The sequence below is a fragment of the Ruminococcus flavefaciens MA2007 genome (assembly GCF_000621845.1).
In the GTDB taxonomy this organism is placed as follows: domain Bacteria; phylum Bacillota; class Clostridia; order Oscillospirales; family Ruminococcaceae; genus Ruminococcus; species Ruminococcus flavefaciens_E.
In genome coordinates this window covers 15,922-28,163 of the sequence record NZ_JHXF01000009.1, presented here as the reverse complement: position 1 = coordinate 28,163, position 12,242 = coordinate 15,922, and the positions used below count along the sequence as shown (strand labels likewise).

The window sequence follows — 12,242 nt, the reverse complement described above, 5'->3', positions numbered from 1 at the left end:
TTGTATTATCAATATTCCGAAAGCACGATATTAACAATGCCCTGATAAAGGAAACCTGTCTCACTGGCGAAATTAAAGCCGAAATCCGCAGGATTCTGAAGCTGCATAACGATTATGTATGAGCCGTCCTGAGCGTAATTGCTGTAATCACTGTAAACAGGCTTTTCAGCCGACTTGTCGGCAACGTTCCTGAGACAGCCTGTGATATACAGGAAGTCCCCTGCTCCTGTCTCCGCAGTTCCTGTTTTGGCGAAGAATTCATAGTTTTCGGGAACGTAAACGCCTATATTGTTTGCAACGCCCCTCATGCCATCAAGAAGATTCTGTCGGTACTCCTTTGGTATGCTTGCAATAACTTCATAGGGAGCGCTTCCCTTTGCGCACTCCTTGTTGGGATCGGTGGTATCAACTATCTGCTGTACCACAAAGGGCTTTACCATATCGCCGAAAACAGCCTCTCTGCCAAGAGCCGCAAGATATATCGGGCAGGTCTTTACATAGGACTGACCGAATGCGCTCCTGCGCAGGTCGTCAAGGCAGTATATCTCGATATTGTTCTGGATTGTTCCGAAATCGCAGTCTATGGGATCGCAGAAGTGGAAAATGCTGCCAAGCTCTTCAAGGACTTTTTCCGAGCCAAGCTGGTCGAAAACCTTTGCGAAGAAGATATTGCTGGAACCCACAAACGCAGAGCTGAGAGTTCTTTCGGGGATAGGATACATACCCGAATCGTGATCCCAGTTCACGATAGTAGCGCCGCTGTCGAACCACTCGCCGTCGTCATAGACGGTGTGTATGCCGTTCTTGTCGGCAATGACCTCGGACATTATCTTGAAGCACGAACCCGGTGAAGCGTTCTGGAACGCCTTGTTCTGCAATGTGCCGCTGTAGAGATTGCTGCTGTACTCCGTATCGGAGTAGAACAGCTCGGGATCGTAGTTAGGGTAAGAAGCCTCCGCCATTATGGAGCCGTCCGTTCTCAGCACGACTATGGAGCCTGCCATACCCATATTAGCCATATATGTACATAATTCGTTCTGCTTATCTGCGTCAATGGTAAGTCTTACCGACTCGCCAACATTATTGCTCTCATTAACAGGGGTTGGATTCTTGGTGCAGAGCAGGTCTTTAAGTGCCTCGTCAAGACCTGACGAAGCCACACTGATTATATTACCGAATGAATAACCGCAGTCCTCGCCGTAATAGCGCTGATCCTCGTTTTCATAGGCATATGTGCCATAGGTCAGAAGCCTGTGATTGGTATCGTATATGTTCCCCCTATATACGAATTCAGTTGTAGTAGTTACAGTGATTTCGGGAGCAGCTGTCTCTTCTGTAGTTTCTTGCCTTGCCGAGCGGGAGCTTTTATCATTGTGGACTTCAAACTGTCCTACCTCTGCTGAACAGGACGGAAACGACAGCGCCGCTGCTGCTGCTGCTATTAACAGCGGCATAAGTCTTTTTCCCCTGATTATCATTACTGATTACCGTCCTAAATTGATATGTGTGCTTAGCGCCGCAGACCGCAGCGCGGAAAGTCTACTATTATTATACATTTATTTCCTTAATTCGTCAATACGTTTTAAAAAATATTAAAAAATAATGATAAAAAATCCCTTTCGCGGCTGCAAAAGGGATTTTTCGACATTTATTTACCTGCAACGATATTCATGATACCGTTATAGAGTCCTGCGGACTGTGATGCAAACTCAAAACCGTGGTCTGCGGGGTTCTGTATCTCCATAACAACTACATAAGAGCCTGTTTCACCGTAGTTATCATAGTTTTCATAAGTCTGTGAGCCGTTGTCGCTGTTGTTCTTAGCGCAGCCTGTTATGTAGAGATAATCGCCGCGCCAGCCCTCGGCTGTTCCTGTTTTAGCATAGAAGCTGTAGTTTCCTGCCACGTAAACGCCGATATCAGAACCTACTCCTCTCATGCCGTTAAGCAGATTATCGCGGCACTCGGGCGGAATTGAAGCTATAACGTCGTAAGCCTTTGAGCCGTCCCCTATCTTTGTATTGGGATCGCTGCTGTCAACGATGTCCTTCAGCACGAACGGAGTTACCATATCGCCGAATACAGCCTCTCTGCCCAGAGCGGTGAGGAATATGGGACAGGTCAGGACTTTTGACTGACCGAACGCGCTTCTGCGGAGATCGTCAACGTCCTCAATTTCGATATTATTGCTCAAAACTCCGAAATCGCACTTGATATCGTCGGAATCATCAGCTCCGAAGTGAAAAATGGTCTTTAAATCGCTGAGAACAGCGTCCTCGCCGATATTATCGAAAGCCTTTGCAAAGAAGATATTGCTGGAGTTTATAAATGCGGAGCTGAGTGAGCGCTCCATAGGGTAGCTTGCCTTGTTGGTCTCGTGATCCCAGTTTACAATGGGGTGGTCGTTGCCGAAATCCCATGTTCCGTCGTCATGAAGGGAATAAACGCCGTGCTTGTCTGAGATGACCTCGGACATTATCTTGAAGCATGAGCCGGGCTCATAGTTGCTGAAAGCCTTGTTTCCCACGTCGCCCCATGCAAGGTCCTCGTCGTATTTCTGGTCGGCAACTGCATTAGGATCGTATGAGGGATAGCTTACCTGCGCCATGATAGAGCCGTCTGTGCGGAGAACTACAACCGCGCCCACGATGTTATTGCTCTCCATGTAGCTGTATATCTGGTTCTGCACGTCGCCGTCCAGCGTCAGCTTTATTGCCTGCGGACTTCCGCTCGGGGAAGTCTTTGTAAGTATATCCTCAAAGGCTGTATCGTAGCCCTCGGACATGGTGGTGAGGATATTGGCAAAGGATACCGCATACTCGTCGGCAAATACTCTGCGCTTGCCGTCCTCGGAAGTTGAAACGAGAAGATGTCCCTTTGCGTCGTAGATATTTCCCTTTGCACCTGCTGACTGCGGTACTGTAGTTGTTTCAGCTTTGCCTGTAGTTGTTGTCACGGGAGCTGTAGTCACCTCGGCAGCCGTTGTTTTCTCGGCAGGACCGTCTGCGCCCTCTATCTTTCCCACTGATTTTGAAGAGCAGGAAGAAAAGCCTGCAAGCATTGTAAGTGAAGCGGCAAGAGCCGTTATTTTTCTTATTTTCATAATAAACTTTCCTTTGTTATCATAAATTTTCAAACAATAATATTATATACTATAGCCGTGATTTCGTCAACTGTCCGCAGAAAAAATAAAAAAATCCCGAAAAAGCTTGACTACAGACAAAAAATATGCGATAATAAGACTTGTGAATTTTTAAGAAAGCGAGTTATATTATGTTAAAATATCTTTTGACATTTCTTATTTCAATGATCCCTATCGTAGAACTCAGAGGCGGTATCCCATTCGGCGTGAGCATGGGAGTAAAATGGTATCACGCTGTTATTATCTGTATGATAGGCAATATGATACCTGTACCGTTTATTTACCTTTTTGCAAGAAAGGTCCTTGAATGGGGCGCTGACAAGCCCGTTATCGGCAAGTTCTTTACATGGTGCCTTAAAAAGGGACACAGCGGCGGCGAAAAGCTCAAAGAAAAGGCAGGAAAGGGTATGTTCTGGGCACTTCTCCTCTTTGTTGGCATTCCGCTCCCCGGTACTGGCGCATGGACAGGCACTCTTGCAGCAAGCTTCCTTGAAATTGACTTCAAGAAGAGCATTGTCGCAGTTGCCTGCGGTGTTGTTCTCGCAGCAGCCATCATAACTGTTGCTACACTTTGCGGTGTTGCAGCATTTACCGCAGTAAAATAAGCAAAAAGCGCAGCGCAAAGCTGCGCTTTTTTAGTTGAGAGTTGAGAGTGTAGAGTTGAGAGTTTAGGTGTTCGCTCTGCTCACATTATTTAAATAATGTCTCCGCAGGAGACACCATAACTCTTAACTCTCAATTCTCAACTCTCAACTTAGCGGAACGCCGAGGGCGGCGTTCCCTACATTGGGACTTTACAAATAACTACAAAAGTAGTATAATATGAGTATATCTTATTAAACGGAGGAATTTATTATGTATATAACCTGTCTCGACCTTGAAGGAGTTCTCGTACCTGAGATCTGGATCGCTTTTGCTGAGGCAAGCGGCATTCCCGAACTCAAAAAGACTACCCGTGACGAGCCCGACTACGACAAGCTCATGAACTGGCGTCTCGGCGTCCTCAAGGAGCACGGCCTCGGACTTAAAGAAATACAGGACACTATCGCTAAGATCGAGCCTATGGAGGGTGCTAAGGAGTTTCTCGACGCGCTCCGCGAGCTTGGTCAGGTAATCATCATCAGCGATACATTCACACAGTTCGCAGCTCCTCTTATGAAGAAGCTGGGCTGGCCTACAATTTTCTGCAATTCCCTTGAAGTTGCTCCCAACGGCGAGATAACAGGCTTCAAGATGCGCTGTGAGAAGTCCAAGCTCACCACAGTAAAGGCTCTCCAGTCTATCGGCTACGATACTATCGCAAGCGGCGACAGCTACAACGACCTCGGCATGATAGAGGCAAGCAAGGCTGGCTTCCTCTTCAGAAGCACAGAGCAGATAAAGAAGGATCACCCTGAGCTCCCTGCTTTCGAGACCTACGACGAGCTCCTTGCAGCTATCAAAAAGGCAATGGTCTGAGACCATTCCCATACAGTCCAAAAACTTTATCTAAAGGAGGCTACCCCCATGAAAGTACTTATCGTCATTGATATGCAGAACGACTTCACCACAGGAGTTCTGGGCAATCCCCAGACTGCCGCTGTTACGGCAAATGTCGTTAAGAAGATAAACGAGTTCCGCAAGTCAGAAAAGGACGGACGCATAATCGCTACCCTTGATACTCACACCGAGGACTACATGAATACTCAGGAGGGAAAGAATCTCCCTGTTCCCCACTGTATCCGCGGCTCTGAGGGCTGGAAGCTCGTTCCCGAGGTGGAAAAGGCTCTCGGCAAGGACTGCACTATCGTGGAGAAGCCTACCTTCGGCGCAATAAACCTGCCTGAGATAATAGGTGACGGCAAGGATATCGAGGAGTTTCAGTTCATCGGCGTATGCACCGATATCTGCGTAATTTCAAACGCTATGATAATCAAGGCTGCATATCCCGAGATACCCGTTAGGGTAATCTCGGACTGCTGTGCAGGAGTTTCTCCCGAAAGCCACGAAAATGCTCTGAACGCAATGAAGGTCGTTCAGATGATAGTTGAATAGATAGGAGCGTATAAATATGAGCTATAGTTTCAACGCTGAAAAGGTCACAAATGAAATAGTACAGTGGATACGCGACCTCTTTGAGAGGACGGCAACTCCGCAGACAAAGGCAGTTATCGGTATATCAGGCGGCAAGGACAGCTCCGTAGCTGCTGCGGTATGCGTAAAGGCTCTCGGCAAGGACAGAGTTATCGGCGTCCTCATGCCTCAGGGCGAACAGGCTGACATCGCATACAGCCGTCTGCTGGTGGATACTCTCGGCATAAAGAGCTACACTATCAATATCGGTGAAACAGTTTCCACATTCATGAACGAGCTGAAAAAGCACATGGAGCCCTCAAATCAGGCTGTTGTGAATACTCCGGCACGAATCAGAATGACTACTCTCTATGCAGTTGCAGCAAGTCATAACGGCAGAGTTGTAAATACCTGCAACCTCTCCGAGGACTGGGTGGGCTATTCCACTAAATTCGGCGACGCGGCAGGAGACTTCTCTCCCCTTTCAGACCTGACAGTTACCGAGGTATTGCAGGTTGGCGAATATCTGGGACTTCCAAATGAGCTTGTCCACAAAACACCTATAGACGGTCTCTGCGGCAAGACAGACGAGGAGAATCTCGGCTTCACATACGCTATGCTGGACAAGTATATCCGCGGTCTTGACGACCTGAGCTCAGTTCCCGAGATAAAGGAAAAGATAGACCGTATGCACAGAGCTAATCTCCATAAGTTACAGCTCATGCCAAAGTACGAGCAGAACAAATAACAGCTATAAAACAAAGCCCGAGACATCTCGGGCTTTTCATTATTTCATGTTCTTTTTTTTATTCGGGAACAAGTCGTCATATGTTTTCTGCGGACGGGTAGAGCCGTACATACTTGCTGTACTCTTGTACTTCTCACGCATCAGCTGCTCCGCACGTTCTGCATATGCCTTTTCCTGCTCCATCTCAGCTTTGAGATGCTTGGCAAAATCAAGACTGTGCTGACCGCTTATATCCTTGTCGAATACATCCTCTATAAGTTCCTCTTTTCTGTATGTTGACCTGTTCTTATTGCGGCGGCGGATATTATCACGAAGTCCTTCCTCTGCCCGCGAAAGGCTGCTGAAAAAATCAAATAATCCCATTGCTTTTCTCCCTGTTTCATGTTTTGAATTCAGCGAATATGATATATTATATCATATTTCCCCTCGGATTTCAAGCTCTTCATGTTGACTTTTTTTCTGCGATAGTGTATAATTTTTACATGAACAGGAGATGATAAAATGCGCTCAAAAGGTACTAAAACTATTGCCGAAAACCGCAAGGCAAGACATGATTATTTCGTACTTGAGACCTACGAAGCAGGCATCGAGCTTGTGGGCACCGAGGTAAAATCTATCCGTCAGGGCGGAGTGAACCTTAAAGACTCATGGTGCTCTATAGATAAGGGCGAGCTTTTCGTCCGCGGTATGCATATCTCCCCATACGAAAAGGGCAATATCTTCAACCGTGATCCGCTGAGAGTGAGAAAGCTTCTCATGCACAAGCGAGAGATAAATAAACTCTACGGAACTCTTAAACAGGAGGGACTTTCCCTCATTCCGCTTAGCCTTTACTTCAAGGACTCCCGTGTAAAGGTGCAGGTAGGGCTCTGCAAGGGCAAGAAGCTGTACGACAAGCGAGCTGATATAGCAAAGCGCGACGCTAATCGCGAGATAGACCGTAATCTCAAATCACGCAATAAGTAACGTATTTCTGCGAGGCAATATTTTTTATGAGAAAATCTTTTCTAACAATATTTATCGCAACTGCTACATTATCGGTCGGTTGCGGACAAGATATAAAGCCGTCTGCAAATAACAGCAATATTGATACTACATCTGAAATAATCAGGACAACTTATGCTGATAAACAGGATATTGTTCTCAAAATGCTTGATAATGTTATCGTTTACGGCGAAAAGCTCTCATTACCTTCGTCATTCGACTTGCTCTCAGATGATTATACTGCGGCTGAGCCTATCCCTTATGAAGGAACTGATATAGCACTATATAAGCTATACTACAAAGAAAAGAATATAGGCTTTGCTGACCTCTCCGCAAACAACGAGCTGCACGGATTATACATTGACAATGATGTTCCAAGCAGCGATTTCAGTATCTGCGGTATCGGTTATGACTCATTCAAAGATGATATTCTTCAAGCTTATGGAGAACCGACTGACCAAACAGAAGAAACATTAATTTACGGCGAAAACTCAGATAAACAGGTCGTATTCAGTTTTAACGGTGACAAAATAAGATCTATCAAGATTTTCTGCTAATGGAGGGGCTTCCCTATGATATACCCACAGCCACTGAAAAAAGGCGATAAGGTCGCTGTAATATGCCTTTCAAGCGGAATTATCGGCGAGCCATACTGCGCTCACGAAAAAGAGCTGGGCTTAAAAATGCTCCGTAAATTCGGTCTCGAACCCGTTTTCACCGAACACGCCCTCATGGGCAGGGACTATATCCTTTGTCACCCCGAGGCTCGCGCCGCAGACCTGAAATCCGCCTTTCTCGACGACTCCGTAAAGGGTATAGTAACCGCTATCGGCGGTATCGAAACATTCCGTACTTTCCCCTATCTCATGGAGGACGAGGAGTTCATAAACGCAGTCCGTCAGCACCCTAAGTTCTTTCTGGGATTTTCGGATACAACAAATAACCATTTCATGCTCCGCAGACTGGGCTTGCAGACCTTCTACGGTCAGGCTCTCATGTGCGACTTGGCGGAGCTCTCAGGTGATATGCTCCCCTACTCAAAGGCGCAGTATGAGAGCTGCTTCAAGCCATATCACGGCAGGAAGATTACTTCCTCAGATGTGTGGTATGAGGACAGAACAGACTTCTCTGCCGCCGCTGTAGGAACTATGCCTGACTCTCATAAAGAGGAGCACGGATATGAGCTTTTGCAGGGGGCTCCCGTATTCGAGGGCGAGCTCCTCGGCGGCTGTATAGACAGCATGGGTGAAATGCTCATTGCGGGCAACGCCGACAGATTCGCTGAGCTACTTGCCAATGAATTTGAGATATGTCCGCAGCTTAAAGAGGACTTCGCAAAACAGAACGAAATAACCCGAAGATACAATATCTTCCCCACTGCCGAGGAATGGTGCGGCAAGATACTCTTTGCTGAAACAAGCGAGGTAATGCCGACTCCCGAAATGCTGAGAGAATACCTTGAAGCCCTGAAAAACAAGGGCGTTTTCGACAATATCAACGGCATTATCATCGGCAAGCCCATGAACGAGAAATATTACGAGGAATACAAGGACGTCTGGCGCGATGCGGTAAATAACGCAGAGCTCCCCATACTCTATAATGTGAACTTCGGTCACGGAACTCCGAGAGCTATACTCCCCTACGGAGCTATGGCTCACATTGACGCTGAAAATCAAGAAATTACCTTGCTATGATATCCGACGGGCAAACACTGTGCGCCTCTACAAGCTAATTGCCTGAAAAGACACGGTTCGTCATTTTTAGCAGTTGACAAATCTTCCAAAACAAGTTATAATATTATTCGGAGCACTACAGCTCCCCAACCTGTACCCTCATTGATATGGGGGCGTAAAGGTTTCGACGGGGGTTTTGAAGTGTGATAAGCGAGCGGAGAATGGCGTGATCTCCATAACCTGCGCCACGTTTAAATATAAACGCAAGAAATAACATTACAGTTTCTAGAAATAGCGAACTGGTAGCTGCTTAAGTCAGCTTCTGTCCACCGAGGGAGTACCGCGGCTCTCGCTTGGGCATCGATGAGCGGTGAACGATTGGCGGAAGTGTCCGTGTCCGTCAATTGTATACGGACTACCTGTTTTTTCAGCCCGTTTATCGGCGGTGATCACAGGGAATCATAATAGGTAAAATACGCTCGTAGAAAGTTGCATGAATGAGCTTTCGGACGCGAGTTCAATTCTCGCCGCCTCCACCAAAGTGGTATTAAACAAACTTTATTTCTATAGCGGCGGATCTGCCGCTACTATTTTGGTTTGATGCCAAATCAATCCCCCACTCGTTAAACGGGTGGGGCAAAAAAGCCCTATAAGAGTTTTATATCGACATCGCCTCTTAAAAGGGTAAAAAGACTGCTCTTTATTCTCCGCTTTCCATTATAGCGGAGATTTCTTTTTATACTTTTTGCTTTCATACATTATCTGCTATATCACTGCAGCTTTTTCTCAGTTTTCAAAAAAGCTTGACCAACTCTACGTTTTGTGATAAAACATTATTGTACTGCGGAGCTGCCGGCTTTACAGTCCGCCTCGATAAGTCTGAAATGTAAAAAAATATTGGTCTCACTGTTATGTGAGACCGTTTTCTATAATAACTATCTGTTATTATAGAAAAGCTCCGCTGTATGCGGAGCTTTTCCATATATTGCCGTATCAGCATTCACCTGTGTCTCTGAATTCAACAAGCTCTGAGCTGATACCATTCTCTTCCATAAAGCCCTTCATCTTCTGTATGTCTTCCTCTGGAGTATGCCAATTATAGATGATTATTACCTTTTTGTTTATTGCGTCCTGTTCCTTGTCGGTATTGTTTACTGACAATCTTACACCGCTTTCAAGGATATAGCAGAATAGCTTCTCTCTTATGGAATTAAGCTCGGAATCGTCGTTGATATCGTATGGTATGCGCCTGAAAAGTGAGGTATCAATGTCCTGCTTCTGCAAATAGTGGTCAAAGCTTGAATAATCACTGTGATTTGCGCCGTATTTTCTTACAAATACATACTTGTCCGCAAACTGCTCGGGCATTTTATCCTTAGGAACGACAGTGAAGTTTACGTTCTGGTCTGCGCAGTGAGCCGTTGTCATCTTCCTTATGGTATCAAGGTCTGTGATATAGTCGATGATACCGAGGAGCCGCTTCTGTATTGCCTGAGCGTCGCCCACTGTCACACCGTCACCGTTGATATCGGCATTTGCCTTGCCTGCTTCTGAGAGAGCGTATTTGTCGGGATTTGCAAGGGACTGCATTACCAGTACAACGTCGGACATATCCACTTGATCGTCGTGGTTTGCGTCGCCTTTCAGCGTACCCTTGTCGTCTGCGCCGTAGCAGGGTATCCTGCTGTCATATTCAAAGCCTGCGAACTGCTCATCGAACTGAACGTAGTTGAGAGCTGCTGCGAGCTTTTTGTTTGCTTCGTCACGGGTAAACTTACTGCCTACCCTGCCGTTTATCTCTATCTGTATGTATTGCGCCGTTTTTTCGCCTTCATTTATGTAGCGGTAGTGTCCGTCAAGAGCGCAGAGCGAGCAGATATCGGTGTCGAGACCTTGCAGATAAATGCTGAGCTTCTGTACAAATTCGTCCTCTTCATGCGTATTGGACAGGTTATTCGCAGTTTCCTCGGGAATATTTACAAGGAATGAGATATAATAGTTTTCAAGAGCCTTTGACGCTGATTCCGCAGTCCATACTCTGTAGCCCTTTTCCGCGGTCATGCCCTTTCCTGCGAATATGGCATTCAGCTCCTCCTCGCTGCCGTTGAGGATACTCTTGAAGAAGTTATCATTGAGGAAGTTTTTTACATTATGATAGCGCAGGTCAATGAAATCAGCGGCGTCCTTGTTGTAAAGCCTTGCCATATCGGGCTTTTTGGGAGGATTGCCTGCAACGACAAGGTAATATCCGTCCTCAAGGTCGAATCTGCCTGTATGAGTATACGCGTCTGAATCTGTCCACTCGCATTTATAGTCTGCGAAGTCAGACCATGTTATATTCTGACGTTTTTGGGCTATCGCCTTAACATCGTCGAGAGTCATGGTCTTTGTGCCCTTTGTAAGGTCGGGTATCTCATCGGAAGTCTTATCGGAAGCGGTATTATCGCTTTTTGTCAGCTGATATGGGATATTGCAGAAGTATACCAGACCTTCCGACTGTGCCATCTCGGTGGTAATTATAGAAGTTGAGTACCTGTAACCATTGTCAGCAAGGTACTTAAAAAGCTCATAGGGATTTGTGTCGTCGTGGCTGTCGGCTTTTGATATGATAATATCATAATCTCCTATAGGAGCTCCCTGATAATCCGCACTTGGTCCTGATTTAAAGCCCAGCGATAAAGCCAGATCCATGAGTTCCTTATTCTCATCGCCGTCTGCGCCTGTGCCCGACGGCGAAATAATGCGTATTTCATTGGGTGCTGACGCATAATTGACGGTGTCCTCATAAAGTGCGATATGACCTGTTATGGATTCCGCACCCGGGATTTTTTTCAGCATTCCCAGAACGATATCGAACTGTGATTTTGATGTGCAGCCGTATAAGCGGAATATCCTCCTATCCTCACTGATACTTGATGGTACTTCCTTGTATCCCTTTTCCGCAAGCTCTTCCCTGATATCTGCCACAGGGATATCCGCTCCCTCTTTCAGCTTTACAACTATCTCGGGATACAGAATATGTAGAAAATGTATCTTGCCGTTTTTATCCATGAAAAAACAGCGGTCAGTACCTTGATGTACATAATAATCTCCATATGATGAGACTCCTGCGTATTCACCGCCGCAGAGTTTTGCGAGCACCTGCTCCAGAGTAAAGTCCTCGTAATCGTGTATATCCACGTTCAATGGCTTCTTTGACAGATTATAGAGCTCGTCTATCTCCATGTGTTTGCAGTATGTCTCCCTCGCAGCGGTGTTTTGTACTTCATCAGCCGCCGTATCGGCAGCTGCAGCTGTAAAGGGCATTGCAGCATTGCCCGTCAGCATGGCAGCAGTAAGTAATATACTTATAAGCTTTTTCATAGTATCATCTCCTTTTTTTAAGGGTAAGAACGGATAATTTTTACCTTTCACTATATTAGACACATTTTTTCTGTGTTTTTCTCACCTGTTTTCAAAAAAATTTTTTGTTGACTAAAATTTTTCCGCAACGCTGTCATTTCATACCTTCATTATAAGCTTTTTTTCAAAAAAGTCCATTAACAAATCGGAAACTATTGATCAACATATCCTTTGTTGACAATTATTCAAAAAAACTTTATAATCAAGGTGAGAAAAAACGCATAAAAATGGTACTAATAAT

General features: G+C 45.8%; 11 protein-coding genes and 1 other RNA gene. 8 read left to right on the top strand and 4 right to left on the bottom strand.

The genetic code is table 11. The features are described from left to right. Positions 1-8 precede the first annotated feature (8 nt). Together T497_RS0105445 and T497_RS0105440 are read right to left on the bottom strand one after the other, a co-directional pair. On the bottom strand, positions 9-1,454 hold the full coding sequence (locus T497_RS0105445; RefSeq protein WP_037324535.1) for a penicillin-binding transpeptidase domain-containing protein: 1,446 nt from the start codon (positions 1,452-1,454) through the stop codon (positions 9-11). Between the two features lie 194 nt (positions 1,455-1,648). Further along, positions 1,649-3,103 (bottom strand): penicillin-binding transpeptidase domain-containing protein, encoded by a 1,455-nt coding sequence (locus T497_RS0105440; protein ID WP_028514749.1) that lies wholly within the window; start codon positions 3,101-3,103, stop codon positions 1,649-1,651. A 170-nt stretch (positions 3,104-3,273) separates the two neighbouring features. On the opposite strand from T497_RS0105440, the gene T497_RS0105435 reads away from it, so the two are divergent. The 4 genes from T497_RS0105435 to nadE all read left to right on the top strand — a co-directional run bounded on the left by T497_RS0105435 (position 3,274) and on the right by nadE (position 5,942). Beyond that, on the top strand, positions 3,274-3,747 hold the full coding sequence (locus T497_RS0105435; RefSeq protein ID WP_037324507.1) for a COG2426 family protein: 474 nt from the start codon (positions 3,274-3,276) through the stop codon (positions 3,745-3,747). Positions 3,748-3,997: 250 nt separating this feature from the next. After that, positions 3,998-4,600, top strand: a complete 603-nt coding sequence (gene thrH / locus T497_RS0105430) for a bifunctional phosphoserine phosphatase/homoserine phosphotransferase ThrH (RefSeq protein WP_028514747.1) — start codon at positions 3,998-4,000, stop codon at positions 4,598-4,600. 48 nt (positions 4,601-4,648) lie between these two features. Continuing rightward, complete coding sequence (locus T497_RS0105425) at positions 4,649-5,176, top strand: cysteine hydrolase family protein (protein WP_028514746.1); 528 nt, start codon at positions 4,649-4,651, stop codon at positions 5,174-5,176. Positions 5,177-5,192: 16 nt separating this feature from the next. After that, positions 5,193-5,942, top strand: coding sequence for an NAD(+) synthase (gene nadE, locus T497_RS0105420; RefSeq protein WP_028514745.1), 750 nt, complete (start codon positions 5,193-5,195; stop codon positions 5,940-5,942). Positions 5,943-5,981: 39 nt separating this feature from the next. Here nadE and T497_RS0105415 read toward each other — a convergent pair whose 3' ends face one another. Further along, positions 5,982-6,305 carry a hypothetical protein gene (locus T497_RS0105415; protein WP_028514744.1) on the bottom strand — a complete coding sequence of 108 codons (324 nt, stop codon included), beginning with the start codon at positions 6,303-6,305 and terminating at the stop codon, positions 5,982-5,984. Between the two features lie 138 nt (positions 6,306-6,443). Between T497_RS0105415 and smpB the strand changes: the two genes are divergently transcribed. From smpB to ssrA, 4 genes are all read left to right on the top strand, one after another. After that, positions 6,444-6,908, top strand: a complete 465-nt coding sequence (smpB, locus tag T497_RS0105410; protein WP_028514743.1) for an SsrA-binding protein SmpB — start codon at positions 6,444-6,446, stop codon at positions 6,906-6,908. A 26-nt stretch (positions 6,909-6,934) separates the two neighbouring features. Beyond that, a complete protein-coding gene (locus T497_RS0105405) occupies positions 6,935-7,483 on the top strand; it encodes a hypothetical protein (protein WP_028514742.1) in 549 nt (182 codons plus the stop codon). 15 nt (positions 7,484-7,498) lie between these two features. Then, a complete protein-coding gene (locus T497_RS0105400; RefSeq protein ID WP_028514741.1) occupies positions 7,499-8,620 on the top strand; it encodes a S66 family peptidase in 1,122 nt (373 codons plus the stop codon). Between the two features lie 148 nt (positions 8,621-8,768). Beyond that, positions 8,769-9,138: a transfer-messenger RNA gene (gene ssrA, locus T497_RS17975) on the top strand. Positions 9,139-9,592: 454 nt separating this feature from the next. Here ssrA and T497_RS0105395 read toward each other — a convergent pair. Continuing rightward, positions 9,593-11,962: a dockerin type I repeat-containing protein gene (locus T497_RS0105395; RefSeq protein ID WP_028514740.1), complete on the bottom strand. Its 2,370-nt coding sequence runs from the start codon at positions 11,960-11,962 to the stop codon at positions 9,593-9,595. Between the last annotated feature and the right edge of the window lie 280 nt (positions 11,963-12,242).

Bases quoted from the DNA above. Each gene is read 5' to 3' on its own strand.
- smpB (WP_028514743.1), top strand. From the start codon at position 6,444: ATGCGCTCAAAAGGTACTAAAACTATTGCCGAAAACCGCAAGGCAAGA.
- T497_RS0105395 (WP_028514740.1), bottom strand. From the start codon at position 11,962: ATGAAAAAGCTTATAAGTATATTACTTACTGCTGCCATGCTGACGGGC.
- T497_RS0105425 (WP_028514746.1), top strand. From the start codon at position 4,649: ATGAAAGTACTTATCGTCATTGATATGCAGAACGACTTCACCACAGGA.
- T497_RS0105400 (WP_028514741.1), top strand. From the start codon at position 7,499: ATGATATACCCACAGCCACTGAAAAAAGGCGATAAGGTCGCTGTAATA.
- T497_RS0105435 (WP_037324507.1), top strand. From the start codon at position 3,274: ATGTTAAAATATCTTTTGACATTTCTTATTTCAATGATCCCTATCGTA.
- T497_RS0105415 (WP_028514744.1), bottom strand. From the start codon at position 6,305: ATGGGATTATTTGATTTTTTCAGCAGCCTTTCGCGGGCAGAGGAAGGA.
- T497_RS0105445 (WP_037324535.1), bottom strand. From the start codon at position 1,454: ATGCCGCTGTTAATAGCAGCAGCAGCAGCGGCGCTGTCGTTTCCGTCC.
- thrH (WP_028514747.1), top strand. From the start codon at position 3,998: ATGTATATAACCTGTCTCGACCTTGAAGGAGTTCTCGTACCTGAGATC.
- T497_RS0105440 (WP_028514749.1), bottom strand. From the start codon at position 3,103: ATGAAAATAAGAAAAATAACGGCTCTTGCCGCTTCACTTACAATGCTT.
- nadE (WP_028514745.1), top strand. From the start codon at position 5,193: ATGAGCTATAGTTTCAACGCTGAAAAGGTCACAAATGAAATAGTACAG.
- T497_RS0105405 (WP_028514742.1), top strand. From the start codon at position 6,935: ATGAGAAAATCTTTTCTAACAATATTTATCGCAACTGCTACATTATCG.